This is a genomic window from Nocardioides sp. F233, from assembly GCF_057813895.1.
Genome location: NZ_JBVASH010000003.1, coordinates 86240 through 111133, shown reverse-complemented (window position 1 = coordinate 111133; position 24894 = coordinate 86240). Strand labels below are relative to the sequence as shown.

At 71.2% G+C, this 24894-nt stretch carries 25 protein-coding genes and 1 other RNA gene; 9 read left to right on the top strand and 17 right to left on the bottom strand.

Translation table 11 applies throughout. The features are described from left to right. Positions 1-9 precede the first annotated feature (9 nt). The 4 genes from ACZYRU_RS11890 to ACZYRU_RS11875 form a co-directional block, all read right to left on the bottom strand. Positions 10-945 carry a MetQ/NlpA family ABC transporter substrate-binding protein gene (locus ACZYRU_RS11890; RefSeq protein WP_488957307.1) on the bottom strand — a complete coding sequence of 312 codons (936 nt, stop codon included), beginning with the start codon at positions 943-945 and terminating at the stop codon, positions 10-12. A 52-nt stretch (positions 946-997) separates the two neighbouring features. After that, the gene (locus tag ACZYRU_RS11885) at positions 998-1678 is read right to left on the bottom strand and encodes a methionine ABC transporter permease (RefSeq protein ID WP_488957306.1); all 681 of its coding nucleotides are present in this window, start codon (positions 1676-1678) and stop codon (positions 998-1000) included. Further along, entirely contained in the window at positions 1675-2688 is a 1014-nt protein-coding gene (locus ACZYRU_RS11880) for a methionine ABC transporter ATP-binding protein (protein WP_488957305.1), read from the bottom strand. Before ACZYRU_RS11880 ends, ACZYRU_RS11885 begins: the two co-directional genes overlap by 4 nt. A 177-nt stretch (positions 2689-2865) precedes the next feature. After that, positions 2866-4962: a DNA gyrase/topoisomerase IV subunit B gene (locus ACZYRU_RS11875; RefSeq protein ID WP_488957304.1), complete on the bottom strand. Its 2097-nt coding sequence runs from the start codon at positions 4960-4962 to the stop codon at positions 2866-2868. Positions 4963-5262: 300 nt separating this feature from the next. Between ACZYRU_RS11875 and ACZYRU_RS11870 the strand changes: the two genes are divergently transcribed. Next, positions 5263-5484: a DUF7455 domain-containing protein gene (locus tag ACZYRU_RS11870; protein ID WP_488957303.1), complete on the top strand. Its 222-nt coding sequence runs from the start codon at positions 5263-5265 to the stop codon at positions 5482-5484. Between the two features lie 83 nt (positions 5485-5567). On the opposite strand, the gene ACZYRU_RS11865 is transcribed toward ACZYRU_RS11870, so the two are convergent. The 5 genes from ACZYRU_RS11865 to ACZYRU_RS11845 all read right to left on the bottom strand — a co-directional run bounded on the left by ACZYRU_RS11865 (position 5568) and on the right by ACZYRU_RS11845 (position 11214). Beyond that, positions 5568-6980: a cellulase family glycosylhydrolase gene (locus ACZYRU_RS11865; RefSeq protein ID WP_488957302.1), complete on the bottom strand. Its 1413-nt coding sequence runs from the start codon at positions 6978-6980 to the stop codon at positions 5568-5570. 123 nt (positions 6981-7103) lie between these two features. Beyond that, on the bottom strand, positions 7104-8591 hold the full coding sequence (locus ACZYRU_RS11860; protein WP_488957301.1) for an RNA polymerase sigma factor: 1488 nt from the start codon (positions 8589-8591) through the stop codon (positions 7104-7106). 152 nt (positions 8592-8743) lie between these two features. Beyond that, the gene (locus ACZYRU_RS11855; RefSeq protein WP_488957300.1) at positions 8744-9310 is read right to left on the bottom strand and encodes an HhH-GPD-type base excision DNA repair protein; all 567 of its coding nucleotides are present in this window, start codon (positions 9308-9310) and stop codon (positions 8744-8746) included. After that, on the bottom strand, positions 9265-10488 hold the full coding sequence (locus ACZYRU_RS11850; RefSeq protein WP_488957299.1) for an MFS transporter: 1224 nt from the start codon (positions 10486-10488) through the stop codon (positions 9265-9267). Before ACZYRU_RS11850 ends, ACZYRU_RS11855 begins: the two co-directional genes overlap by 46 nt. 93 nt (positions 10489-10581) lie before the next feature. Then, complete coding sequence (locus ACZYRU_RS11845; RefSeq protein WP_488957298.1) at positions 10582-11214, bottom strand: TetR/AcrR family transcriptional regulator; 633 nt, start codon at positions 11212-11214, stop codon at positions 10582-10584. 83 nt (positions 11215-11297) lie between these two features. Between ACZYRU_RS11845 and ACZYRU_RS11840 the strand changes: the two genes are divergently transcribed. Both ACZYRU_RS11840 and ACZYRU_RS11835 read left to right on the top strand, forming a co-directional pair. Continuing rightward, the gene (locus ACZYRU_RS11840) at positions 11298-12158 is read left to right on the top strand and encodes an SDR family NAD(P)-dependent oxidoreductase (RefSeq protein ID WP_488957297.1); all 861 of its coding nucleotides are present in this window, start codon (positions 11298-11300) and stop codon (positions 12156-12158) included. Beyond that, entirely contained in the window at positions 12155-13399 is a 1245-nt protein-coding gene (locus tag ACZYRU_RS11835) for an NADH:flavin oxidoreductase/NADH oxidase family protein (RefSeq protein WP_488957296.1), read from the top strand. Before ACZYRU_RS11840 ends, ACZYRU_RS11835 begins: the two co-directional genes overlap by 4 nt. An 18-nt stretch (positions 13400-13417) precedes the next feature. Here ACZYRU_RS11835 and ACZYRU_RS11830 read toward each other — a convergent pair whose 3' ends face one another. Genes ACZYRU_RS11830 through ACZYRU_RS11810 form a run of 5 tightly spaced genes read right to left on the bottom strand, consistent with a single transcriptional unit; the run spans position 13418 to position 16996 of the window. Then, positions 13418-15361, bottom strand: a complete 1944-nt coding sequence (locus ACZYRU_RS11830; protein WP_488957295.1) for a glycoside hydrolase family 5 protein — start codon at positions 15359-15361, stop codon at positions 13418-13420. 48 nt (positions 15362-15409) lie between these two features. Continuing rightward, positions 15410-16015 carry a TetR/AcrR family transcriptional regulator gene (locus ACZYRU_RS11825; protein ID WP_488957294.1) on the bottom strand — a complete coding sequence of 202 codons (606 nt, stop codon included), beginning with the start codon at positions 16013-16015 and terminating at the stop codon, positions 15410-15412. Between the two features lies 1 nt (position 16016). Continuing rightward, entirely contained in the window at positions 16017-16295 is a 279-nt protein-coding gene (locus ACZYRU_RS11820; protein WP_488957293.1) for a hypothetical protein, read from the bottom strand. A 37-nt stretch (positions 16296-16332) separates the two neighbouring features. Further along, positions 16333-16530: a hypothetical protein gene (locus ACZYRU_RS11815; protein ID WP_488957292.1), complete on the bottom strand. Its 198-nt coding sequence runs from the start codon at positions 16528-16530 to the stop codon at positions 16333-16335. 43 nt (positions 16531-16573) lie between these two features. Then, entirely contained in the window at positions 16574-16996 is a 423-nt protein-coding gene (locus ACZYRU_RS11810; RefSeq protein ID WP_488957291.1) for a tetratricopeptide repeat protein, read from the bottom strand. 51 nt (positions 16997-17047) lie between these two features. On the opposite strand from ACZYRU_RS11810, the gene rnpB reads away from it, so the two are divergent. From rnpB to ACZYRU_RS11780, 6 genes are all read left to right on the top strand, one after another. Next, an RNA gene (rnpB, locus tag ACZYRU_RS11805) (RNase P RNA component class A) lies at positions 17048-17411 on the top strand. 114 nt (positions 17412-17525) lie between these two features. After that, a complete protein-coding gene (locus tag ACZYRU_RS11800) occupies positions 17526-18326 on the top strand; it encodes a nuclease-related domain-containing protein (RefSeq protein WP_488957290.1) in 801 nt (266 codons plus the stop codon). A gap of 371 nt (positions 18327-18697) precedes the next feature. Continuing rightward, positions 18698-19243, top strand: a complete 546-nt coding sequence (locus ACZYRU_RS11795) for an AAA family ATPase (RefSeq protein ID WP_488957289.1) — start codon at positions 18698-18700, stop codon at positions 19241-19243. 411 nt (positions 19244-19654) lie between these two features. Continuing rightward, a complete protein-coding gene (locus ACZYRU_RS11790; protein WP_488957288.1) occupies positions 19655-20857 on the top strand; it encodes an FAD-dependent monooxygenase in 1203 nt (400 codons plus the stop codon). Positions 20858-20866: 9 nt separating this feature from the next. Beyond that, positions 20867-22585, top strand: a complete 1719-nt coding sequence (locus tag ACZYRU_RS11785; RefSeq protein ID WP_488957287.1) for a DEAD/DEAH box helicase — start codon at positions 20867-20869, stop codon at positions 22583-22585. A gap of 5 nt (positions 22586-22590) precedes the next feature. After that, positions 22591-22842, top strand: coding sequence for a DUF3099 domain-containing protein (locus ACZYRU_RS11780; RefSeq protein WP_488957286.1), 252 nt, complete (start codon positions 22591-22593; stop codon positions 22840-22842). A gap of 43 nt (positions 22843-22885) precedes the next feature. Here the strand turns inward: ACZYRU_RS11780 and ACZYRU_RS11775 are convergent, their stop codons facing one another. The 3 genes from ACZYRU_RS11775 to ACZYRU_RS11765 are packed head-to-tail and all read right to left on the bottom strand — an operon-like array spanning position 22886 to position 24866. Continuing rightward, a complete protein-coding gene (locus ACZYRU_RS11775; protein WP_488957285.1) occupies positions 22886-23485 on the bottom strand; it encodes a helix-turn-helix domain-containing protein in 600 nt (199 codons plus the stop codon). Beyond that, a complete protein-coding gene (locus ACZYRU_RS11770; protein ID WP_488957284.1) occupies positions 23485-24621 on the bottom strand; it encodes a PLP-dependent cysteine synthase family protein in 1137 nt (378 codons plus the stop codon). Before ACZYRU_RS11770 ends, ACZYRU_RS11775 begins: the two co-directional genes overlap by 1 nt. Then, the gene (locus tag ACZYRU_RS11765; protein WP_488957283.1) at positions 24618-24866 is read right to left on the bottom strand and encodes a glutaredoxin family protein; all 249 of its coding nucleotides are present in this window, start codon (positions 24864-24866) and stop codon (positions 24618-24620) included. The genes ACZYRU_RS11770 and ACZYRU_RS11765 overlap by 4 nt, the downstream gene beginning before the upstream one ends. Between the last annotated feature and the right edge of the window lie 28 nt (positions 24867-24894).

The following is a 24894-nucleotide window of genomic DNA, read 5'->3' as shown; positions in this document are numbered from 1 at the left end:
GGACCCGCGTCAGCTCGCCGAGACCGGGGCCAGCTGGCCGGACAGGTTCGGGTCGTCGTTCGTGGCGAGGTACTCCTGGACCCGCGGGTCGAAGAAGACCTTCTGCAGCTTCGCCACCTGCGGGTCGTCCAGGTACGCCGTGCCGACGACCAGCTGACCGGCGAACTCCTTGGGCGCGTCGGGGGCGTAGATCCGCTGGTCGTCCGGGGTGCCCGCGTCGACGAAGGACATGTTGTAGTCGACGACGGCGTCGACGGAGTCCAGGGTGCGCGGCCCGGCTCCGTACTCCATGTAGGTGAACCGGAAGCCCCGCGGGTTGCTCGCGATGTCCTGCTCGGTCGCGGCCCAGGGGTTCACGCCGTCCTTGAAGGTGAGGACGCCGGCCCGCTCGAGGATCCACAGCGCCTGCGCGGTGTTGGCCGGGTCGTTGAGCAGCGCGATGGTGGCGCCGTCCGGGAGCTCCTCGAGTGAGCCGAAGCGGGCCGAGTAGATCGAGTAGGACCACTGGAACACCGGCCCGAGCGCGGTCAGCTCCATCCCCGTGGAGTCGGTGACCTGCTGGAGCCAGTGCTTGTGCTGGTAGATGTTCGCGATGTACTTGCCGTCGGCCGTGGCCTGGTCGAGCTGGTTGCCGTCCTCGATCCCGACGCCGTCGATGCGGACGCCGTAGTCGGGCGCGATCTCCTTGTCGAGGTACTCCAGGAACGCCTGCTCCGAGGCGGAGCTGGCCTGGTAGGCGATCGAGAAGTCGTCGGAGAAGTGGCTCCCGGCGACGGCCTTCTCGCCGTCGCCCGTGCCGCGCAGCACGAGCGCGACGGCGACGCCGATCAGCACGACGCCGACGACGGCGAGGATCAGCCGGCGGCGGCTGCGGCCACCGCCGAGGTCGATGTCGGGACGGTCGTCCGGGGTGCGGGTCTCGGGGGTCGAACGGGTGGTGGACATGGGCGTACTTTCCTTTCGAGGAGGGCGACGACGGCGCGGGGGCGCGTCGGCGTCAGTGCGTGAGCGCGCGGACGGCGCGGTCGCCGGTGAACTGGATCAGCTGCACGAGAGCGACGAGCAGGACGATGCAGGCGATCATGATGGTGTTGTCGAAGCGGCGATAGCCGTAGTTGACCGCCAGGTAGCCGATGCCGCCGGAGCCGATCGCCCCGGCGATGGCGGAGTACTCGATCATCGCGATGACATTGAGGGTGAACCCGGCGACCAGGCCCGGCAGCGCCTCGCGCAGCTGGATGCCCGCCATGATCTGCCACCTGCTGGAGCCGGTCGCGAGACCGACGTCGAGCAGGTCGCCGGGGACCTCACGCACGGCGTTCTCGGTCAGCCGGGCGAAGAAGGCGACGCCGGCCACCGCCATCGGGATGAGCGCCGCCTTGAAGCCGATGGTCGTGCCGAACACCAGCTTGGTGACCGGGATGATCGCGGCCATCAGCACCAGGAACGGCAGTGACCGGCCCAGGTTGGCGATCCAGCTGATCGTGACGTGGGCGCTCCGGTTCGGCGTGAGCCCGAGCGGCGAGGTGTTGAAGATGAGGAGCCCGAGGGGGCCGCCGAGCAGGACGACGATCGCCATCACCAGTCCGACCATGCGCGCCGTCTCGCCCAACGCGGGCAGCAGTAGGTCGGGGACGTCGGGCCACGGCGTGGCGATCAGCGGGACCGTGGCGCTCATGCGGCCGGCTCCCGGTCCACCAGGGCCGCGGGCGCGGCACCCGGCGCGGCGTCGGTCTCGGCCACCACCCCGAGCCGGCGGAAGGTCGCGACGACGGCGTCCGCCGCGAGGTGGGGCGGCAGGCCGACGACCAGGCGCCCGACCGGAACCGCGTCCGCCTCCTCCACCAGGGCGGCCAGGACGGCGACGTCCGTGCCGAGGTCGCGGCCGGCCCGCGTGAGCCAGGTCGGCGCTACGTCGCCCGCGAGCCGCAGGCGCCACTGCCGCAGTCCCGGCGCGGGCAGCACCGGCGGCATGGGCAGCAGGGCCTGCGCGAGCGGCGAGTCGGAGCGTCGTACGACCTCGTTGACGGGGCCCTGCTCGACGATCCGGCCGTGGTCGAGCTGGGCCACGTGGTCGGCGATGCCGCGCACCACGTCCATCTCGTGGGTGATCACGAGGATCGTCACCCCCAGGTCGTCGCGCAGCTCGGTCAGCAGCGCGAGGATCGCCCGGGTCGAGTCGGGGTCGAGGCCCGAGGTCGCCTCGTCCGAGAGGAGCACCGACGGCTGGAGCGCCAGGCCGCGGGCGATGCCGATGCGCTGGCGCTGGCCGCCGGAGAGCTGGGAGGGGTAGTGGTTGGCCCGGTGGAGCATGTCCACGCGCTCGAGCAGCTCCCCGACCCGGCGGCGCACCTCGGAGTCGGCGACGCCCTGGTGGCGCAGCGGCAGGGCGACGTTCTGCGCCGCCGTCAGCCGGCGGAGCAGGCTCGCCGACTGGAACACGGTGCCGATCTGCTGGCGGGCGCGGCGCAGCTCCTTGCCGGAGAGTGCCGCGAGGTCCTGCCCGCGCACCGTGACGCTGCCGCTGGACGGGCGCTCCAGGGCATTGACGCAGCGCGCGAGGGTGCTCTTGCCGGCCCCGCTCGGGCCCACGACCGCCGCGATGCGGCCGTCCGGGACCCGCAGGTCGATGCCGTCCAGCACGGTGGTCGAGCCGTAGCTCTTGGTCAGTCCGGAGATCTCGATCATGGCAGTCCTGTCGTCGAATCAATCTCGACTGACTTTATGGACTTTGAGTGATCCCGCTAGAGACCTGGGCCACAGAACCCGCATGGTTCCGCCGATGCCACCGTCGGCGAATCCGGTCGGAGCGTCAGCGCGGAACCCGGAAGCCGCGCAGGGACGCGTCCACCGGGTCGTCGAGGCTCACGCGTCGAGCGTCTCCATGTCGACCTCGTACGCCCCCTGGATGATGAACTCCTTGCGCGGCGCGACGTCGCTGCCCATGAGCAGCTCGAACACCTCGGAGGCCACCTCGAGCTCGTCGACCGTCAGCCGGCGCAGGGTACGACGGCGCGGGTCCATCGTGGTCTCGGCCAGCTGGTCGGCGTCCATCTCGCCGAGACCCTTGTAGCGCTGGACCGGGTCCTTCCACTTCACGTTCTTCTTCTTGAGCTCGGCCAGCTTGCGCTGCAGCTCGTCGTCGGAGTACGTGTAGACGTACTTCTCCTGGCCCTTCTTGGGGTTGGAGATCTCGATGCGGTGCAGCGGTGGGACGGCGGAGTAGACGCGGCCGGCCTTGACCAGGTCGGGCATGTACTTGAAGAAGAGGGTCGCGAGCAGGGTCCGGATGTGGGCGCCGTCGGAGTCGGCGTCGGCCATGAAGATGATCCGGCCGTAGCGGCGGGCGTCGAGCTCGAAGGTGCGCCCGGAGCCGGCGCCGACGACCTGAATGATCGAGGCGCACTCTGCGTTCTTGAGCATGTCGCCCACCGACGCCTTCTGGACGTTGAGGATCTTTCCGCGGATCGGCAGCAGCGCCTGGAACTCGGCGTTGCGGGCGAGCTTGGCGGTGCCGAGCGCGGAGTCACCCTCGACGATGAACAGCTCGGTGCGCTCGTTGTCGCCGGAGCGGCAGTCGGCGAGCTTGGCGGGCAGCGTCGAGGACTCCAGCGCGTTCTTCCGGCGCTGGGTCTCCTTGTGCTGGCGTGCCGCGATCCGGGTCTTGGACGCCGCGACGACCTTCTCCATGAGGAGCTTGGCCTGCGCCTTCTCGGCCCGCTTGGTCGAGGTCAGGAACTCCTTGAGCTCCTTCGCCACGACCTTGCGTACGACGGTCCGCGCGGCCGGCGTACCGAGGATCTCCTTGGTCTGGCCCTCGAACTGCGGCTCGGCCAGCCGGACCGTGACGACCGCGGTCATGCCTTCGAGGATGTCGTCCTTGATCACGTCGTCGTCGTTGACCTTGAGCGCCTTGGAGGCGCGCATGGACTCGTTGAACGTCTTGGTGAGCGCGTTCTCGAAGCCGGAGACGTGGGTGCCGCCCTTGGGGGTGGCGATCACGTTGACGAAGGAGCGCAGCTCGGAGTCGTAGCCGCTCCCCCAGCGCACCGCGACGTCGACGGTGAGCTCGCGCTCGACGTCCTGCGGGGTCATGTGGCCCTTGTCGTCGAGCAGCGGGACGGTCTCGGTGAACACGTCGCTGCCCTGCAGCCGGAGCACCTCGGTGACCGGCTCGCCGGTCGCGAGGTAGTCGCAGAACTCGCCGATGCCGCCGTCGTGGCGGAACCTCTCCTCGGTCCACTCGGCCTTGTCGGCGGCACGCTGGTCGCTGATGACCAGCTCGAGGCCGGGGACGATGAACGAGGTCTGCCGAGCGCGCCCGATCAGCCCGTCGAGGACGAAGTCGGCGTCCTTGGTGAAGATCTGGCGGTCCGGCCAGAACCGGACCCGGGTGCCGGACTTCCCCTTGGCGACGCGGCCACCCTTGCGGGTCAGGCCGGGCTGCGGGGTGAACGACGCGCCGGGGCCCTCGCCGTCGAAGATGCCGGGGACGCCGCGCTGGAAGCTGATGCCCTGGCTGGCCGGCGAGCGGTCGACGTCGATGTCCATCCGGCTCGACAGCGCGTTGACGACCGAGAGGCCGACGCCGTGCAGACCACCGGTGGCGACGTACGAGCCACCACCGAACTTGCCGCCGGCGTGCAGCTTGGTCGCCACGACCTCGACGCCGGTCAGGCCGGTCTTGGGCTCCTTGTCGGTCGGGATGCCGCGCCCGTCGTCGTACACCTCGACGGAGCCGTCGGGGTGGAGCGTCACGTCCACGGTCCGGGCGAAGCCACCGAGTGCCTCGTCGACACCGTTGTCGATGATCTCCCACAGGCAGTGCATCAGGCCGCGGGTGTCGGTGGAGCCGATGTACATCCCGGGACGCTTCCGCACGGCTTCGAGGCCCTCGAGGACCAGGAGGTGGGCTGCGTTGTAGGTGTTGTCGGCGATGACCGGCTCCTCACGGTGGATCACGGGTACGGCTGAGGAGACGAATCTACCCGCGACACGCCGGGCGCTCGCACAGGGACACGGTCTACGACCGGAGGAGGATGGCAGAACCCGGACGGGTCACCCGGTCCGGCCGATCGGATGGTCACAAGCTTGTTTCGGGCAGTGGAAAATCACAGAAGCTTCCCCCATCAGGTGCTTGGATGAGAGGGAACGCGAAAGTGGAATGGACCACATGGAGACGGGAATCTTTGATCCAGTCGCTACGTTGATCCGGACGTCCACCCGCTGAGGGTGGTGATCGCACGAAAGAGAGGCCCCGAGATGACGACTGCTGTTGCTCCCAGCGCCACGCTGACCGCGGAGGACCGCTGCGACCGTTGTGGCGCCCAGGCCTACCTCCGCGTAGAGCTCACGTCCGGCGGAGAGCTGCTCTTCTGCGCGCACCACGCCCGCGAGCACGGAGATGCGCTCAAGGACATCGCGGTGGCGTTCCACGACGAGACCCACAAGCTGACCGACAAGCCGGCGCCCGTCGCCGACTGACCCGGACCTGCGCCGAGGCCCCGAGCACCAGCTCGGGGCCTCGGCCTTTTTCACGGTCTGCCGGTCGGACCCAGGGACCCCACTCAGCCCTGGGGTACGACGCGCAGCACGCCCGCCCCCGGCGCGACCGTGGCGTCCAGCACGCCGGTGGCCGGGTCCCAGGTCCAGGCGGTGGCGCCGCTGACCTGGATGCCGCCCGGGTAGGTGCCGGCCGGGACCTGGAGGGACGCCGTACCGCCGGCGCCGCCGGTCCACGCCACGTCCAGCGCACTGGTGGCGCTGTCGTAGTGGACCTTGGTCAACGTGCCGGGCACGGCCTGCGGGTACGGCCGCCGGACGGCGTCGTGGATCGGGGTCGGGCCGCCGTCGGCGCGGAACGGACCGTAGCCGGGGGACGTGTACTCCCACAGAGCCGCTCCGGCCAGGGCGCTGTCGGCCATGTCGTAGACGTGGTCGACGTACCCGGCGGCGCCCCCGGCCCCGGAGAAGACGCCCCACTCCCCGATCCACAGCGGGACGCCGGCCAGCGATGCGGCCAGGCGCGAGGAGGCGACCGAGGCGTCGGCGAGGATCCGGGTCTTCTCGAGCAGCGCGACGTCGGCGGTCAGGTCCCAGGGGCCGTACAGGTGCGGCGAGTAGACCGAGTTCGGCGGCATCATGCCGACCGGCGGGATCTCGACGACGGTCTCGGACTTGATCACGTTGGGCTCGATGAAGCCGACGGCGTCCGGGTCGACGGTGCGGATCGCCTTGAGCCAGCGACCCTGGCTCGGGAACAGGTACATCGTCTCGAAGACGACGGGCGGCAGCAGACCGGGGAACGGCTCGTTGAAGAGGTCGTAGCCGACCACGTTGGGGGCGTCGCCCACCGCTCGAGCGACCGCGACCCAGGCGTCGGTGAACGAGCGCTGGAGGTCCGCGGAGGTCCAGAAGGCGGTGAACGCGCAGTCGACGGCCGGCGAGAAGTAGTCGGCTCCCCAGGCGCCGGTCAGCTGCGCGAGCGGCAGCATCGGGCACAGGCCGGGACGGTAGGCCCACTGCGGCGCGCCGCCGCCCACCGGCCGGCCGTAGACGTCCTGGTGCATGTCGACGGTCACCAGCAGGCCCGCGGCCGCGGCCCGATCGACGAGATCACGGAAGCGGGCGAGGTACGCCGTGTCGACCTGCCCCGGACTCGGCATCACGGCCTCCCACGAGGTGTAGAGCCGCAGGTGGTTGAGGCCGAGGCTGCGGATCCGGGCGAAGTCGGCGTCGGTGACGTCGGGCAGGAACGGCGCGCTCTTGCGGCCCAGGTTGATGCCGCGCAGCAAGACGTCGCGCCCGTCGGCGTCGCGCAGGCGGCGGCCGTCGACGCGCAGCGGGGTGCGGATCTCGCTGGTCGCGCTGGTCGCGCTCGTGACCGGCGTCGGGTCGGGCTCGACGGCATCGGCGCGGGGCACGACGGGCAGGGCGAGCACGGGCGCGAGGACGGCCAGGGCGACGGCGCGAGCAAACATGAACACTCCTCAGGTTTTGCGGCGCGCCCAGCGTGACGGAGGGGACCACGAGTTGTCCAGAGGTCTCGCCGAAAACGGCAGCGGCCCCACCGGGATCCGGTGGGGCCGCCGCAGGTGGAGCTGTCAGTCGAGGTAGTCGCGCAGGACCTGCGAGCGCGACGGGTGTCGCAGCTTGGACATCGTCTTCGACTCGATCTGGCGGATCCGCTCGCGCGTGACGCCGTAGACCTTGCCGATCTCGTCGAGCGTCTTCGGCTGGCCGTCGGTCAGGCCGAAGCGCATCGAGACGACGCCCGCCTCGCGCTCGGAGAGCGTGTCGAGGACGGCGTGCAGCTGCTCCTGCAGGAGGGTGAACGACACCGCGTCGGCCGGGACGATGGCCTCGGAGTCCTCGATCAGGTCACCGAACTCGGAGTCGCCGTCCTCGCCCAGCGGGGTGTGCAGCGAGATCGGCTCACGGCCGTACTTCTGGACCTCGACGACCTTCTCCGGGGTCATGTCGAGCTCCTTGGCGAGCTCCTCCGGGGTGGGCTCGCGACCGAGGTCCTGCAGCATCTGGCGCTGGACGCGGGCGAGCTTGTTGATCACCTCGACCATGTGCACCGGGATGCGGATGGTGCGGGCCTGGTCGGCCATGGCGCGGGTGATCGCCTGCCGGATCCACCAGGTGGCGTACGTCGAGAACTTGTAGCCCTTGGTGTAGTCGAACTTCTCGACCGCGCGGATCAGACCGAGGTTGCCCTCCTGGATCAGGTCCAGGAACAGCATGCCGCGGCCGGTGTAGCGCTTGGCGAGGGACACGACGAGTCGCAGGTTGGCCTCGAGCAGGTGGTTCTTGGCGCGGCGACCGTCCTCCGCGATCCACTCGAGCTCCTCCTGCACCTTCGGCGAGAGCTTGCCGCCCTTGCCGAGCTTCTCGTCCGAGAACAGGCCGGCCTCGATCCGCTTGGCGAGCTCGACCTCCATCTCGGCGTTGAGGAGCGGCACCTTGCCGATCTGCTTGAGGTAGTCCTTGACCGGGTCCGCGGTCGCGCCGGCGACCATGACCTGCTGAGCGGGCTCGTCGGTCTCGTCGGCGGAGGAGACGATGAAGGACGCGTTCTTCTCGTCCTCCTTGATCGTCGGGTCCGCGGCGACGTCCTTCTCGAACTGCTCGTCGGGGATGTCGGCCAGGACCTTCTTGCCGTCGGGGCCGACGACCGGAGCGGCCTCGACCTCGCCGGGGTCGACCGAAGCGTCCTCGTCGGCCGCCTTCGCGGCCGCCGCCTTCTTCGCCGGGGCCTTCGGCGCCGGGGCGGGCGCGGCCTTCTTGGCCGGTGCCGGGGCCGCCTTCTTGGCGGTGGTCGCGGTCGCCGACGCCGTCTTGCGTGCGGCCGCGGCGACCGCGCGCTGCTCGACGGGCGCGCCGAGCTCGACGGAGATGCCGAGACCCGACAGGTGGGCCATCAGGCCCTTGAGCTGGGCCGGGGCGACCTCAGCGGCGGCGAATGCCTGGCGGAGGTCCTCCGCGGCGACCCGGCCGACCGGCTCGGCGCGCTCGATGAGCGCGGCGATCGACGGGTGGCTGAGCAGGGCGGGCGGGACCGAACGATGGTTCGAGGACACGAACACCTCTCGATGCTGACGGTTCTAGGGCGCGGCAAAGACCGGAGGTGTCAAGACCGCTGCGGTCATTCTGCCACGGGGGTCCCAGCCCCTTGCGCATCGGGGCGTTCAGGGCCTGTTCAGCGGCGGCTTGGCGCGCGTTCAGGAACGCGCTCGCGCTACGCCTTCGCCTTGGCGGCGGCCTTGGCCGCCTTCTTGTGGTCGCGCACCTTCTGCAGCGACACCGTGTCGACCACGTCGGCGACCGAGCGGAAGCCGTCGAGCGCGTAGTCGCCCGCCGCCTTCTCCCACCCGGTCGGCCGTACGTCGAGCTGCTTGGCCACCAGCGCTGTGAAGATCTTGGCCTTCTGCGCCCCGAACCCGGGCAGCGCCTGGATCCGCTTGAGCAGGTCCTTCCCGTCGGCAGCCTCCGACCACAGCCGCGAGGCGTCGCCGTCGTACTGCTCCACGACGATGCGCGCCAGCTCCTGCAGCCGCGCCGCCATCGAGCCCGGGAACCGGTGGATCGCCGGCGTGGTCGAGCACAGCGCCGCGAACTCCTCCGGGTCGGCGGTCGCGATCGCCGCCGGGTCGAAGCTCCCGAACCGGCTGACGACCTTCTGCGGGCCCATGAAGGCGTGCTCCATCGGGTACTGCTGGTCGAGCATCATCCCCACGAGCAGCGCGAACGGGTTGGAGCTCAGGAGCTCGTCGGCGGCGGCGTCGTCGGTGATGTGGATGGCCATGGGGACATCCTGCCCCACGCCAGCGCGACCCCGGCAGCGCCGGCCGAGAGCCCGGCGGCGAGGAGGAACGGCAGCGCCGCTCCCCCGCCGGCGAGCAGCCCGGCGCCCGCCGTACCGAGTGCGCCGCCGCTGTTGACGCCGACGTTGACCCAGGTCGACATCTCGGTACGACGACCGGCCGGGACCCGCTCGTCGACGGCGGCGTAGGCGACCACGAAGACCGGCGAGGTGGCCAGGCCGCCGACCGCGAGCACGACGGCGGCCACCAGCAGGCTGCCGGCGAGGGCGACAGTGAGCTGGGCGAGGGCGAGACCGGCGACCAGCAGCGCGAGCACCCGGTCGGCGGGATGGCTACGGCCGCGCCGGGCCCAGAGCAGCCCGCCGGTCACCGCACCGACGGCGAGCGCCGCCTCGACGGGCCCGGCGAGTCCGGGTCGGCCGGCCCGGACGGCCAGGGCGGCGATGCCGACGAAGGTGGCCGCGCTGCCGGCGCCGAACAGCAGCAGCGCGAGGACCAGCCCGCTCAGCCCAGCAGGTCCGCTCCGGCGCGAGGCGGGAGCGGCGACGACCGCCCGGGCCGCCGGCCCGTACGGCGAGGTGACCAGCGCGAGCGTGCCGCACCAGACCAGCCCGGCCGCGACGAGCAGCCCGGCCCAGGCGGGGCCGACGGCCAGGACAGCGCCGGCGACGATCGGCCCGACCAGGTACAGCGACTCCTCGCCGACCGAGTCCAGCGCGTATGCCCGGCGGCGCTGTGGGCCCTCGGGTGCGATCTCGCGCCACTGCGCACGCATCGACGGCCCGAGCAGCGGCCCGCAGACGCCGAGCAGCAGCGACAGCCCGAGCCAGACGAGGGCCGGGTGGTCGCCGTGCGTCAGCGCAACCGCACAGACGAGCAGGACCGACCAGCACGAGGCCGCGACGGGCAGCACCCGGTGCTGGCCGAGCCGGTCAAGCAGCCGGGCCTGGACGGGCATGACGAGGGTGGCGAGCCCGAGGGTCGCCGAGCAGGTGGCCGCGATCGCGAACGAGCCGGTCGCGTCGCGGACGGTGAACAGGAAGCAGAGCGGGAGCACGCCGTACGCCAGCCGGCCGAGCAGCGCGCACGCGAAGGTGCGCGCGACCGCGGGGCCGGCGAGAAGCAGGCGGGTGCTCCCGGCGTCGGTGACGCCGGACATGGGATCCTCCGGAACAGAAGGGGTGAGGGGACGCCGAGGACGCGGCCGGCGCGAGGCGACCGGCCGCAGCGGAGTCCTAGTGGTTCCGGGAGGTCATGCGGGTGAGCCTAGCCGCTCCAGGCTCGCGAGGAGGTGGGCGCGCAGCACCGGCCAGCCCGGGTACGCGTCCGCGGCGCCGGGGATGTTGGCGACCACGACGGTGCCGCGGACGGTGGCCATCGCGATCTGGATGAGGTCGGCGAACCCCTCCCGGCCGGCGTACGACGGCAGCAGCGCGGCCGCGATCCCCTGGATCTCGCTCATGCCGCTGCACACGATCTCGGCGACCCGCGCTGCCAGCACCGGCTCGGTGCGCGCCACGTTGAACAGCTCGAGCACCGCCGGTGTGACCGGGAGGTTGTGGATCTCCCAGATCATGTCGAGCAGTGCTCCGGCCCGCTCCTGCTCGGTACCGACGTCGAGGCCGCGAGTGGCGGCGTCGGCGAGGAGCTGCTCGACGAGGCGCAGCATCGCGGCGTCGACGAGGGCGGCCTTGGTCGGGAAGTAGTGCTGCTGGGCGCCCTGGCTCACGCCCGCGCGCTCGGCGACGCGACGGGTGGTCGTGGCGACGTACCCGTCCTCGGCGAGGCACTCGATGGTCGCGTCGAGGAGGCGCTCGGTGGTCGCGGCGCGGCGGTCGACCTGCCGTCGCCCCGCTGTCGCCGTCGCCCTCGTCGCCGCTGCCATGGGCCGATCGTGGCGCAGGTCTCGCCGACTTTGCAAGTCAGGTGACTTGTCAAGTCACCTGACTGGGAACTAGGTTCCCGGCCATGAAGGACTTCCAGGACAAGGTCGCCGCCATCACCGGCGCGGGGTCCGGCATCGGCCGCGCGCTCGCCCTCCAGCTCGTCGCCGAGGGCGCCCGGGTCGCGATCAGCGACTGGGACGCCGACGGCCTCGCCGAGACGGCACTGCTGCTGGAGAAGCAGGGCGCACAGCCGCACAGCACCGTGCTCGACGTCCGCGACCGGGCCGCCGTGCACGCGTGGGCCGACGCGGTCGCCGCCCACTTCGGTGCGGTCAACCTGGTCGTCAACAACGCCGGCATCACCATCTTCGGCACCGTCGAGGAGAGCCCCTACGAGGACATCGAGAAGGTCGTCGACGTCGACTTCTGGGGCGTCGTGCACGGCACCAAGGCGTTCCTCCCCCACCTCGCCGCCTCCGGCGACGGCCACGTCGTCAACGTGTCGAGCATCTTCGGCCTGTTCGGCGTCCCGACCCAGAGCTCCTACAACGCGGCCAAGTTCGCGGTGCGCGGGTTCACCGAGGCACTGCGCCAGGAGCTGCTCATCTCCGGCCGGCCGGTCGGCGTCACCTGCGTCCACCCCGGCGGGATCAAGACCAACATCGTCAACAACGCCACCGCCAGCAACGCCGCCGACACCTCCGGCATCGCGCGGGTCTTCAACGAGAAGCTGACCCGTACGACGCCCGAGGCCGCCGCGCGCACCATCCTTCGCGGCGTGCGGCGCGGCCGGCCGAAGGTGCTGATCGGCGCCGACGCCGTCGCGGTCGACCTGGTCGTGCGGGCCCTCGGGGCGTCGTACCAGCGCCCGTTCGCGGCCGTCTCCCGCCGCCTCACCGCCACCCTTGCTGCTCCCGCATCCCGGAAGAAGGTCTCCGCATGACCACGCACCTCGGCTCCCCCATCGCCCTGCCCAACGGCCAGAAGCTGGCCAACCGGTTCATGAAGTCGGCCCTGAGCGAGTCGCTCGGCGAGCGCGACGGCGGGCCGTCGGAGAGGCTCGAGCGGCTGTACGCGCGCTGGGCCGGCGGCAGCTACGGGCTGGTCGTGACCGGCAACGTCATGGTCGACCGCCGCCACCTCGGCGAGCCCGGCAACGTCGTCATCGAGGACGACCGCCACCTCGACCGGCTGCGCGCGTGGGCGTCCGGCTTCCAGGACGGCGGCACTCCGCTGTGGATGCAGGTCAACCACCCGGGCCGCCAGGCCAACGCGCTCGTCGGCCGCCACCGACCGGTCGCGCCGAGCGCGATCCAGGCCAAGGTGCCCGGCGCCTCGAAGCCCCGAGCCCTGGCGGACGCGGAGATCCGCGAGATCGTCGACCGGTACGCCACCGCCGCCGCGGTCGCCGAGCAGGCCGGGTTCGCGGGCGTGCAGATCCACGGCGCGCACGGCTACCTCGTCACCCAGTTCCTCTCCCCGCGCACCAACCAGCGCGACGACGCGTGGGGCGGCGACGCCGAGCGGCGTCGGCGGTTCGTGCTCGAGATCCTGAAGGCGATCCGGGCCACCACCTCCCGCGGCTTCGGCGTCGGGATCAAGCTCAACTCCGCGGACTTCCAGCGCGGCGGGTTCACCGAGGACGAGTCCCGCGAGGTCGTCCGCGCGCTCGTCGCCGACGGGATCGACCTGATCGAGATCAGCGGCGGCTCCTACGAGGCGCCCGCGATGATGGGCACGATGGCCGCCTCCACGGCCGCGCGGGAGGCCTACTTCCTGGAGTACGCCGCTTCCGTGCGCGACCTCGCGGGCGACGTACCCATCGCCGTGACCGGCGGGTTCCGCTCCACCGCCGCCATGGAGGCCGCCGTCGCGTCCGGCGACTGCGACATCGTCGGCCTGGGCCGCCCGACCTGCCTGCTGCCCGAGGCGCCGCGCGCGATCCTCGAGGAGGGACTCGCCACCCTGCCGAGCTCGAACGTGAAGGCCGGGCTGCGCCCGGTGCTCGGCAAGGTCGCGAACCTCAAGCAGCTCGACGGCGCGCTCGACCTGTCGTGGCACACCGACCAGCTGCACCGGCTCGGCGCCGGCAAGGAGCCCGACCCCGGCCGCTCGTGGGCCGAGGCCGCGCTCTGGCTCGGCCTGCGCAACGGGCCGGGGGCGTTCCGCGCGAAGCGCGGCTGACGCCCCCGGACTCCTGCCTCAGGGAAGCGGTCGGCACAGGAGCGCGTCGGGCACGCCCCCGTGCGACCACTTCCAGGTGAAGGCGACGCCGGCGACGTACTCGTTGTCGGCGCACTGCCCCTTGTAGTAGCCGGGCGCCCAGTCGCTGGCGGTCGAGCCGCCACCGGCGGGACGGTTGTCGCCGCGGTCCAGCCACACGTTGCGACCCGACGTCGACAGCGTGGTGCTCGCCTTGGCGCACAGCAGGCCGGACATCGCCCGGCTGCGCTCGCTGAAGCCGACCGCGACGTGGTTGGCCGGGCACTGCAGCTTGCTGTAGCCCGAGGCCCAGTCACCGTTGGTCACGTAGCGCTCGTCCTTGACGACGACGCGGACGTCGGTGACCAGGGACTGGCGCTGGTCGGTGCACAGCGCACGGCCGCTGCTGCGGGCGATGCCCTGGAGCCGCTCGGTGTCGGGGCAGGCGCCCTTGGAGGCGCCGCTGTCCCAGTCGGGGCGGGTGGCCATGAGGGCGGAGGCGTTGTCGTCGGCGTAGTCGGTGTCGAGCATGTTCCACCGCGCCGGCGTGGCGATGGCGCCCTGGGTCGAGGGCGCGTCGACGAGCCGCTGCCACGCCGCACGTCGCCAGTCGGCCTCGTCGTTGATGCTCTGCCGCGTGCCGTCGGCGGCGTAGCTGAGCAGCGCCCAGGAGTCGTTCGGGACGCCGTTGGTCGTCCACCCGACGAGCGGCCAGACGGCGAAGTCGGCGTCGTTGGCGATCAGGATGTCGATGAACGTGCTCCACCAGGCCATCTCCTGGGCGTTGGTCTGCCCGCGGCCCCCGACGCCGAACTCGCTGATCCACACCGGCGCCGTGTAGTGCTGGTTGGCGGTGTGCACGAAGAACGCCTCGTTGCGCACGATCTGCGCGAGGTCGGCCGGCGAGTACTCCCGGTAGCGCCAGTCGTGGGTCTCCCCGGTGCCGGTCGCGCCGGTGTGGCGCGGACCGGTGTAGCCGTAGAAGTGGGCCGAGTAGACGACCATGTCGGTGCGGGTGAAGGTGTGCGAGAGGTTCGCGACCGGCTTGAGCTGCGGGCGGCCGTGGTCGAAGCCGTCGAGCGGGATGCCGTACCAGTTGATGCCCTCGAGGATCAGCAGCAGCTCGGGGTTGGCGCGCTGGATCGCGCGGCCGGCCAGGGCGTGGGCCCTGAAGAGGTCGTGGTCGTCGCCGGTGGTCCAGTTCGGGTCGTCCCAGGTGTCGCGACGGACCTCGTTGCGCAGGTCGGCGCCGACGACGCGCGGGTTGGCCTTGTAGCGGTTGGCGAGGAACACCCAGTCGTCGATCCACTGCTGGGTGGTCTGGCTGCTGTTCCAGCGCTCGTTGCCGTCGAGGCCGCAGCAGAACCGGGCGGTCGTGGTGTGGTTGTTGAGGATGACCGCGAAGCCGTCAGCGGTCAGCGCCTCGATCACCTTGTCGAAGACCTGCAGCGGCGTGAGGCCGCGCAGCTGCGGGTTGGCAGCCACCGAGCTGTCGGGGACCGGTGCAGTCAGGTGCAGCATCGCGTTGGAGAACGGCAGCCGGATGCTGTTGATGCCCAGGCTGTGGAAGTCGGCCATCAGGGTGGCCAGCGGAACCCGGTCGAGGCCCTTGGGCATGTCGTGGGCATTGATGCCCGCGCTGTGGTTGGCGTCGACCGCGGCGTCGCCGCTGCCGTTCCAGGTGCCCTGGGCACCCTCCCAGTTGCCGGACTCGAGCTTGAAGCGCTTGCCGGTCGCGTCGACGACGTACCGGCCACGGGTGCTCAGCGGCGGGGTCCAGGAGGCGGCCAGCTCGGGGCCGGTGAGGGCCACGGACTGGGGCACGGGCTGGGGGACGGTGGCTGCGGGTGCGGCATGGGCGTCCGGGGTCGGGACGACCGCGGCGAGGGTGGCGGCCGCGAGAGCCAGGGCGGAGAGCCAGGCGGCGGGAGTGGGACGACGCATGGCACGCAGGTGTAACAGGTTCCAGTGACCTGCGTCACCCCATCTGGGTCATTTGTCCCACTCTGCGATCGTCGCGAGCCCGGTCCACAGCGCGTCCATCGTTCGCTCGACCATCGTCGCGAGGTCGACGTCGGGGTGCCGGCGCCACCACTTGGCGAGCTGTTCGGCGGCACCCGAGATGGCGTGGGCGTACGCCGACGCGGCCTCCTCGGCGACGTGCGGGGCCGCGTCGCGCACCAACCCGGCGATCACCTCCGCGGTCTGGTACCGGTGCTCGGCAGCCGACGCGGCCACCTTGCCCGCGACCGCTGCCCCGCCGCCGAAGAGCACCTCCCACGTCGTACCCCGGTCGCGGACGAACGCGTAGTACGCCGTGAACCCGGCGCGCAGCCGCGCCTCGATCTCGACCTCTCCCCCAGCCGCCGTGACGACGGCCCGGTCGAGCTCGTCGCGCGCGGCCCGCAGGCACTCGAGGTAGATCTCGTCCTTGTCGGCGAAGTACTTGTAGACCAGCGTGCGGGTCACCCCCGCCGCCGCCGCGATGTCCTCGACGGCCGTGCCCTGGTAGCCGTGCCGCACGAACACGTCCTCGGCGACGGAGATCAGCTGTGCGCGTCGTACCTCCGGCGCGAGGCGACGCCGCGGCTCTGCCACCTCAGGCCGTCCAGTCCAGGAAGATCCCGCCGGCGGTAACGGCGACCCACCACCACACGAACGAGACGATCCCGAGGACGACCGTCCACCGCGGGTGGGAGGTCCACCAGACGAAGCAGAGCACGAACATGACCAGCCAGGTCAGCAGCAGGACGACGACCGCCCACGCCGGCGCGAGCAGGCCCGAGGCGGCGTACAGGAAGAACGACGAGACCAGCAGCACCAGGCCGACGAAGGGCCACGGCGAGATCCGCCGTCCGGTGGCAGGGTCGATCGCCACCGGACGGACCCGGCGGCGGCGGGCGAACACCAAGGGGCTACTTGTCCTCGTCGGCGTTGTCGTTCCAGTCCGGGTCGTGCTCCCAGGCCTCGGTGCGCTCGGCGGCCTTCTCCAGCGCCCGGGCGGCCTCGGCCTCGGTGGGGTACGGACCGAGGCGGTCCTTGTTGGGACAGCCCTCCACGCCCTCGACCTGGTGGTGGGTCAGGCAGAACCAGTACTCGTTGTCCGCGGACATGCCCCGAACCTATCCGGTGATCGAGGAGGTTGCGTAGCAACCGTCACGAGATCCGCCCCGCCAGCCGCTCGACCCGCAGCACGTCGTACTCGTGCTCGGCATCGCCGGTCATCGCCGCCGCCAGGCGCAGGTGCGGCAGCGCGTCGTCGTACTTCGACTGGCGCTCCAGCGCGCGCCCCAGGGCGTGCCGGCTCCAGGCGTCGGCCGGGTCGTCGGCCACCAGCCCGGTCAGCTCGTCGGTCGCCTTCTGCAGCTGCGCACGCATCAGGTACGCCCACGCCCGCAGCGACCGCAGCCCCCGGTTCTCCGGCTCCTCCTCGAGGGCCGGCTCCAGCACCTGCAGCGCCTCGCGCGGCGCGCGTCGGGAGAGGAAGTCGTGGGCGGTTCGGTACGCCGCTTCGTGGCGTGCCGTCGTACCCGGGAAGATGATCGGCGGCAGCACCTTGATCTCGGGCATCTCGTTCATGTGCCCCTCAACTGTCCAACGACGCTGGACATTCCCTACAGTGACGCTGGACGGGCTGGCCGGGCGACCGCGTGATCCACCGCCGTGAGGCGTCGGATCCCGAGGAAAGTCCGGGCTCCACAGAGCAGGGTGGTGGGTAACACCCACCCGGGGTGACCCGCGGGACAGTGCCACAGAGAACAGACCGCCTCGCCCCTCGTGGGCGGGGTAAGGGTGAAACGGTGGGGCAAGAGCCCACCAGTGCGCCGGGTGACCGACGCAGCTAGGCAAACCCCACCCGGAGCAAGACCAGACAGCACACGTTCGAGGGCGGCTCGTCCGAGTGTGCGGGTAGGTCGCTCGAGGCTGTCGGCAACGGCAGCCCTAGATGGATGGTCGCCGATCACAGAACCCGGCTTACAGGCCAGCCCGTCCCCTCCAAGCTCGTCGAGTAGCCCGAGCCCCCGGGCGAGGGCGTATCGAGACGCCCGGACGACCCAGCTCGACGGAACCGGACCCACGGTCCGCGACTCGTGGCTACCGTCGCCTGATGGGCGATGCTCCGGACGAGAAGCGCATGAGGCTCCGGTACGCCGGCACCTGCCGTGTCTGCGGCGCCGCTCTCGACGCCTGCGCCGAAGCCATCTACGAGCGCTCCCTCCGGACCGTGCGATGCCTGACCTGCTCCGCCACCGCGATGCCGGTCGAGTCCGGCATCGCGGGCGCGTCCGCCCGACGCGAGCACGAACGCCGCCGCGCCAAGCGCGAGGACCGCATCCGCACCAAGCACCCGAAGCTCGGCGGCTTGATCCTCGCCCTCAGCAACGACCCGCAGTCGACCGCCGCCTGGAGTTCGGGCGCCCTGGGCGAGGAACGTCTCGGCCAACGCCTCGACGGGCTCGCCTCCGACAGCCTCCGCGTCCTCCACGACCGCCGCATCCCCGGCACCCGCGCCAACATCGACCACATCGCCGTCGCCCCGACCGGTGTGTACGTGATCGACGCCAAGCGGTACGTCGGCCAGCGCCCCGCCTTGCGGGTTGAGGGCGGTCTCGTCCGGCCGCGAGTGGAGAAGCTCATGGTCGGGTCCCGGGACCGGACCAGGCTGGTCGACGGTGTCCTCACGCAGGTCGAGGTCGTGAGGTCGATCGTCGACGACGTCGTCCCCATCACGGGTGTCCTCTGCTTCATCGACGCCGACTGGCCGATGATCGGCGGGGCGTTCACCACGCGCGGCGTCGAGGTGTGCTGGCCGAAGAGGCTCGCCTCGTTGCTCGCCGCCGGAGGTCCGCACGCTTCTGTGGTCGCGAATGTTCATCGGACGCTGGCGGGCGCCCTGTCGCCAGCCTGATGCCGAGCGTCAGTCTGGCTCCCCTCTGTTGTCAACCGGCGGATTGGAGGCCACTCGTGCTTCCGTACGTCGCGAAGCGTGGCCACGAGCCGAGCCGTGGTCAGATTTCGGGCGTTTCGCGCTGCCCGAGCCATGACCAACTCACCATGCACCGGGCCGATCGCCGTGCTCAGCTCGTGGCGGAGAGGACCGCAAGAGGGCGGATGAGAGAGCAGAGCCGATCCCAGAGCACTCCGTCCCACCCCTGCCGAGGCGCGAGCGATGACCTCGCCGTGCTCACCCTGGACGAGGCGATGCCGCGCGCCCGTGCGTCACAGGCTCGGTCGACATGGCTTCGGGGTCGAACACGAAGGCGTTCGTAGTATCCGCACATGATCATTGTGGTGTCGGGAACTCACGCGAGCGGGAAGACCTCCCTCATCGAGGCATTCACGACAGCGCAACCGCAGTTCCAGATTCTGCCGGACCCGTTCGAGACGCTTGACGAGTACCGGACCGATGCAGGCGCCGGCATCTTCTTCCAGCAGTTGGAGGTCACAGCCGCCCGGCTTCTCGAACTTTCCGATGGGCCAGTGATTGCTGAGCGCGGCCCGTTGGACTTCCTTGCCTACCTAGACGCGCTCGAGCAACTGGGGCGACCCACGCGCTCGCCCGACCATTTCCGTCGCGGAGTCGACCTGTGCATCGAGGCGATGAGGAAGGTCGATCTTGTTGTCCTGCTCAACTTGGATCCTGTCCATCGCATCGACGTATCCGAGGACGAAGATCCGGATCTCCGCTCAGCAATGAACGACGCCTTGCTCGAGCTCGCAGACGACGAAGCCCTGACCGGAGGGGCGGAGGTAGTCGAAGTGGCAGGTGCGCCAGACACCCGCTTGGCCACGCTCGAACTAGCCGTCGTGTCCCTTCGGACTTGACCGCCTGGGCGGCTAAACGGCGTTAGTGCCATCTCGAGTCCAACTGGGAGGAAGTGCTTCATACCGCCGCATACGGCCCACCCGGATCTGCCACGAGAGTGGGGTCGAGCACCACCGCCTGGCGGTCCGTCGAAACTCGACCGACTCGACCAGCCCATCCCGAGATGCCCACACCCGCCGCGAACAGCGTGCGGACGGAACCAAGGCGGGTGGTGCCCGGGCCACTCGGCTGCGTAAGCGAGTGGCCTCGGGCGGCACCGATGACAGTTCTAGAGCAGTGTGGCGCAGATCACAACCATGGTTGAGGATGCAACCAGAGGTGGGGAGGCCTCACCCATTTCCGGGCACCGATGAGTCCCAGCCGATCCTCCAGTCAGACCAGCGTCAGCCGACGAGACGAAGAGGGGCACGATGAGCGACATCAAGGTATTGGTGACGGGCGCGAGCATCGCTGGTCCGGCGCTCGCCCACTGGCTGCACCGACGCGGTGCCGAGGTGACGGTGGTGGAGCAGGCGCCGGGGCTGCGGCCGGGCGGTCAGGCCGTGGATGCGCGTGGGGTGGCCAAGGAGGTGATCCGGCGGATGGGCCTCGACGCGGCCGTGCGAGCGGCGTGCACGAACACTGCCGGCGCCTACTCGGTGGACGCCGAGGGCACGGTGCTGGAGACGTACCGCGCCGACGACCACGACGGCGACGGCTACGTCTCCGAGATCGAGATCCTGCGCGGCGACCTCTCCCAGGTCCTGTACGACGACACGAGCCAGCAGGTCGATTACCTCTTCGGCGACCGGATCGCCGAGCTCACGCAGGACGCCGACGGCGTGGACGTCACCTTCGCCAGCGGCAACAGGCGGCACTTCGACCTCGTGATCGGTGCCGACGGCCTGCACTCGGCGCTGCGCGGCATGGTGTTCGGGCCGCGCGAGCAGTTCCTCCGCCACCTCGGCCTGGTCCTGGCCTTCTTCACCGTGCCGAACGACTTCGGGCTGGACGGCTGGATGTACGACTACCAGGAGGCGGGCCGCTGGGCTGGGCTGCGTCCCGTGCCCGACGCCACCAGGGCGATCGCCATGCTGTCCTTCCCCGCCGCCGACTTCGAGATCGACCACCGCGACGTCGCGGCCCAGAAACGGCTGCTGCGTGAGCAGATGGCCGGCTTCGGCTGGGAGACGGCGCGCATCCTGGAGCACCTGGACGACACTCCCGACTTCTACCTCGACCAGGTCGCGCAGGTCGTGATGGACGACTGGCACACCGGACGGGTGGGGCTCCTCGGCGACGCCGCGTTCAGCGCGTCGCCGATGTCCGGCGCGGGCACCGGGCTCGCTCTCGTCGGCGCCTACCTGCTCGCCGGGGAGCTGGCCGCGGCCGGCTGGGACCCGGAGGCCGGGTTCGCCGCCTACCGGGAACGGATGCGCGACTACGTGGAGGCCAACCAGCAGATCGGCCGGATGCACGTGGACATGCTCACCTCCACCAGCCAGGGCAAGGAGCCGAGCGCCGGGCCCGAGATGGACGACTTCACCGCCCTCATCGAGCGCGCGGTCGGGGGTCCCGAGCTGCCGGCGTACGACGGCGTGCCGGACACCGGTCCGGGAGTCCACTCCCGATAACGTCCGGGAGTGGCCAGCACTCGCCGATCCAGCGCCCGTCGACGCAGCGGCCCGCGCCGGACCGGGACGCGGCCGTTGCCGGTCGCCGGGCCGGGCGAGCGGGTGTGGGTGCTCGACGTGCCGTACGGGACACAGGTCGACGGCGCCACCTGGCACCCGGCGGTCAAGACGCACCTGTACGTCGGCAGCCGGCTTCCCACGCACCTCCAGCCCTACGCGCCCGGCCCCCACACCCTCGGCCGGTTCGTCCAGAACACCCTCAACCCCGACGATCCGGTCCCCAACCCCGAGCCGACCGATGCGCTCGAGCCGCGCAGGATCCAGTTCGAGGCGGCCGACGCGATCGCGGAACGAGCTGCCGCGGGAGGGCGGCTGTTCCTGCTGGCCGACGAGCCCGGCGTGGGCAAGACGATCTCCGCGGTGCTCGGGGCGATCGCAGTCGGCGATCTTCGCGGTGCGCGGCGGGTGCTGGTCGTCGCCGACCGGCCGGCCGCGATCACGATCGGCCACTGGTGCCGCACGATCACGGCGCTGGGCGACGGCGGCCTCGAGTGGGTGGTGATCACGTGGGACCGGCTGGAAAAGGTCAAGGACCACACCTGGGACGTGATCATCGCGGACGAGGCCCACGCGCTGCGCCGTACGACGACCAAGCGGTGGAAGCACTGGACCCGCATCTCCGGGCACGCGAAGCCCCACGACAAGGCGCCGTTCGTCATCGCGACGACCGCGACGCCCGGCCACACGCCGCTCGAGCTGCCGTACCTCGCGCCGGCGTACGCGCAGGTGCTCGGCGAGTCGATGAAGGAGTGGACGACGGCCACCCAGCCCGGGGCCACGTTCGCCGAGGCGCTGGAACGCCACGGGGTCGCGGTGGACCAGGGACGGTACGGCGCGACCTGGACCACCGATCCCGCACGACGGGCTGCGGACCTGAAGCTCGTGCGCGGCTGGCTCGCCGAGGAGCGGCCGCCGGCGATGCTGCACCGGGCGGCGCCGTGGGGGCCGGTGCCGATCTCCGGGATGCCGGTGGCGCTGACGCCGGCCGAGCGGACGACGTACGAGGCCGAGTGGGGTGAGTTCTGCCGCGAGATGGACATCGCCCGCCGGGGCCGCAACGTCGCCAAGGGCCGGGCGGCGCTGCTGCGGTTCCGGCAGAAGGCAGGGCTGATCCGCGTCGACTCGACGGTCGACTGGATCGCCCAGCAGGTCCGGGCCGAGCGGCAGGTGGCCTGCTCGGTCGAGTTCGTCGCGACCGCCGCCGACCCGATCGCCGACCGGCTGCGCGACTCCGGCATCGAGGTCGCCTCGATCTACGGCCGGGACCGGTTCGACGCCGAGGCGGAGCGGCTACGGTTCCAGACCGGCGAGGCGAAGGTCTGCGTCTTCACCACGGTCGCCTCGATCAGCCTGCACGCGGGCGAGACGCTCGCCGACGGCCGGCAGGCGAGCACCGAGCCGCGGGTCGGCGTGTTCCACCAGGCGCGCTTCTCGGGCATCGCCGGACGACAGGTGACCGGCCGTACCCACCGCGACCACCAGGTCTCGCCGTGGCACATCGCGTACGCCGAGGGCACCGTCGAGGAGCAGGTCGGCAAGGTGATGGTCGAGCGGATCGCCGCCGCCTCGGACACGGTCGGCAGCGACACGACCGGACTCGCCGACCTCGCCCAGCTGCTCGGGGCCGACTGGCTGCCGTCGGCCGCGCTGACCGAGGACGGCGCCTGACCCACGTGGTTGAGTGGAAGGCGATGGGACGACGTAAGCGGTACACGATCAGCGAGGTGCGCAGCTCGCAGAGCGAGCGGCTGCGCCGGCGCAAGCGGTGGTACTTCGCCCTGATGGGCCTGTGCCTGCTGCTGATCGTGCTCGCCTGGAACGTGGTCCGGCTGTGGTCGACGACGGCCGCCGTCGCCATGTCGGTGGTCGCGGCACTGCTCCCTCCCATCGCGGTGGTCATCGCCAACTGGGGCGAGGACCACTGACGGCTCGGGGCACTCTCAGCCGGCGCCCGGGCGCCCCGTCCGCTCAGTCGTCGGTGAACGCGACGACGGTGAGCAGCCGGGCGCCCTGGGGTCCGCCGGTGTAGACGTGCTCGAACTCCGCGGAGAAGCGCAGCCCGTCGCCTCGCGACAAAGCGACGCTCCAACCGTTGGAGGCGACGACGACCGACCCGTCGAGCACGTAGGCGTACTCGACCGAGCCGCGCCCGTGGGAGCTCTTGGAGCTGGAGTGGTCCGCAGGCACGGCCGACTCGGAGATCTCGAGACGGCGGCGCTCGAAGGAGGTGAAGAGGGTGCGGACCTCGACGTCTTCGATTGCAGCGAGGTCACCCCAGTCGCCGGAGACGACTTCGGGCGCGAGCAGGGGGCTGCGCACGAGCTCGTGCAGCGTGACGTCGAGGGCGTCCGAGATCCGGGTGAGCACGCCGAGCGTCGGGTTCGCGAGTCCACGCTCGACCTGGGAGAGCAGGCCCTTGCTCGAGCCGGTCGCGTCGGCGAGGTCGCGCAGGCTCATGCCACGCGCCAAGCGCAGCCGCCGGACATTGCCGGCGAGCGCCTCCTTCGCCGCGTCCTCACCCGCACCGCTCCCGGCGAGGTCCGGCTGCGGCTCATGGCGACTGCTCATCACCCACCTCCTGTCGGACCCGATGCTCGCACAGATCCGGGGCGGTGCGCCTGCTCCAGGACGGGCAGGTCGTCGGCGTGGCCGGCCACGAACGCGTCCAGCGCGGCCCGGTACGTCGCGAGGTCGAGCCCGGACGAAGCGAGCCAGTCCGGGTCGTAGTAGGTCTTGCGGTAGCGGTCGCCGCCATCACAGATCAGCGTCACGACGCTCCCCTGCACGCCCGCGCGACGCATCTGCGCGGCGAGCACCAGCGCGCCCCAGACCGACGTGCCGGTGGAGCCGCCGACCAGGCGACCGATCGCCTCGCTGCACCAGTGCATGGCCGCCAGTGACGCGGCGTCGGGCACCCGCGCCATGTGGTCGACGACGCTCGGCTCGAACGACGGCTCCACCCGCGGCCGGCCGATGCCCTCGATGGCCGACCCGGCGCCGGTGACGGTCACGTCGCCGTCACGCCAGGCCTCGTAGAACGCAGATCCCTCCGGGTCGACAACGCTCAGTCGCGTGTCGAGGCGACGGTGCCGCAGGTAGCGACCGATGGTCGCCGCGGTCCCGCCCGTGCCGGCGCCCACGACGACCCACGCGGGCACCGGGTGCAGCTCGAGCGCCAGCTGCTGGAAGATCGACTCCGCGATGTTGTTGTTCCCGCGCCAGTCGGTCGCGCGCTCAGCGTAGGTGAACTGGTCGAGGTAGTGGCCGGCGCACTCCCCCGCGATCCGCGCGGCCTCGGCGTAGACCGTGGTGGCGTCGTCGACGAAGCGGCACTCACCCCCGTAGAAGCCGATCAGCTCGATCTTCTCCTGAGACGTCGACCGCGGCACCACCGCGACGAAGCGCAGCCCGAGCAGCCGAGCAAAATAGGCCTCAGAGACCGCGGTCGACCCCGAGCTGGCCTCGACGACGACGCTGTCGGGCCCCAGCCACCCGTTGCAGAGGGCGTAGAGGAAGAGCGACCTCGCCAGCCGATGCTTGAGGCTGCCGGTGGGGTGCACCGACTCGTCCTTGAGGTAGATGCGGACGCCCCAGTCCTCGGGCAACGGCAGCACGTGGAGGTGGGTGTCGGCCGAGCGGTTGGCGTCGGCCTCGATCCGCCGGACCGCCTCGTGGACCCAGGCCCGGTCCGGCGAGGTCGTCACGAGCCGTCCGCCAGCGCCGCCACCACGGCCGCCGCGGGTGGGTTGACCAGCGCGGTGCCGTCGGGCAGCTCAACCGTCGGGATCAGCCACGAGCCGCCGTTGAGCTCGGCGAGCCGGTCGAGGTACTCGGGGTGCTCGTCGACGTCGACCACGACGTAGGCCACCTGCGCGCGGTCGAGCTGGGACTTCAGTCGGGTGCAGTGCCCGCACCAGGTGGCGGAGTAGACGATCGGTTGCTGGCTCATGGAATCTCCTGCACCTCATTGACGAGCG

Excerpts from the sequence above, each read along its gene's own strand:
- ACZYRU_RS11870 (WP_488957303.1), top strand. The coding sequence starts at position 5,263 with ATGACGACTGCTGTTGCTCCCAGCGCCACGCTGACCGCGGAGGACCGC.
- ACZYRU_RS11855 (WP_488957300.1), bottom strand. The coding sequence starts at position 9,310 with ATGGCCATCCACATCACCGACGACGCCGCCGCCGACGAGCTCCTGAGC.
- ACZYRU_RS11830 (WP_488957295.1), bottom strand. The coding sequence starts at position 15,361 with ATGCGTCGTCCCACTCCCGCCGCCTGGCTCTCCGCCCTGGCTCTCGCG.
- ACZYRU_RS11865 (WP_488957302.1), bottom strand. The coding sequence starts at position 6,980 with ATGTTTGCTCGCGCCGTCGCCCTGGCCGTCCTCGCGCCCGTGCTCGCC.
- ACZYRU_RS11835 (WP_488957296.1), top strand. The coding sequence starts at position 12,155 with ATGACCACGCACCTCGGCTCCCCCATCGCCCTGCCCAACGGCCAGAAG.
- ACZYRU_RS11765 (WP_488957283.1), bottom strand. The coding sequence starts at position 24,866 with ATGAGCCAGCAACCGATCGTCTACTCCGCCACCTGGTGCGGGCACTGC.
- ACZYRU_RS11800 (WP_488957290.1), top strand. The coding sequence starts at position 17,526 with ATGGGCGATGCTCCGGACGAGAAGCGCATGAGGCTCCGGTACGCCGGC.
- ACZYRU_RS11885 (WP_488957306.1), bottom strand. The coding sequence starts at position 1,678 with ATGAGCGCCACGGTCCCGCTGATCGCCACGCCGTGGCCCGACGTCCCC.
- ACZYRU_RS11845 (WP_488957298.1), bottom strand. The coding sequence starts at position 11,214 with ATGGCAGCGGCGACGAGGGCGACGGCGACAGCGGGGCGACGGCAGGTC.
- ACZYRU_RS11840 (WP_488957297.1), top strand. The coding sequence starts at position 11,298 with ATGAAGGACTTCCAGGACAAGGTCGCCGCCATCACCGGCGCGGGGTCC.
- ACZYRU_RS11810 (WP_488957291.1), bottom strand. The coding sequence starts at position 16,996 with ATGAACGAGATGCCCGAGATCAAGGTGCTGCCGCCGATCATCTTCCCG.
- ACZYRU_RS11775 (WP_488957285.1), bottom strand. The coding sequence starts at position 23,485 with ATGAGCAGTCGCCATGAGCCGCAGCCGGACCTCGCCGGGAGCGGTGCG.
- ACZYRU_RS11880 (WP_488957305.1), bottom strand. The coding sequence starts at position 2,688 with ATGATCGAGATCTCCGGACTGACCAAGAGCTACGGCTCGACCACCGTG.
- ACZYRU_RS11795 (WP_488957289.1), top strand. The coding sequence starts at position 18,698 with ATGATCATTGTGGTGTCGGGAACTCACGCGAGCGGGAAGACCTCCCTC.
- ACZYRU_RS11850 (WP_488957299.1), bottom strand. The coding sequence starts at position 10,488 with ATGTCCGGCGTCACCGACGCCGGGAGCACCCGCCTGCTTCTCGCCGGC.
- ACZYRU_RS11790 (WP_488957288.1), top strand. The coding sequence starts at position 19,655 with ATGAGCGACATCAAGGTATTGGTGACGGGCGCGAGCATCGCTGGTCCG.
- ACZYRU_RS11815 (WP_488957292.1), bottom strand. The coding sequence starts at position 16,530 with ATGTCCGCGGACAACGAGTACTGGTTCTGCCTGACCCACCACCAGGTC.
- ACZYRU_RS11890 (WP_488957307.1), bottom strand. The coding sequence starts at position 945 with ATGTCCACCACCCGTTCGACCCCCGAGACCCGCACCCCGGACGACCGT.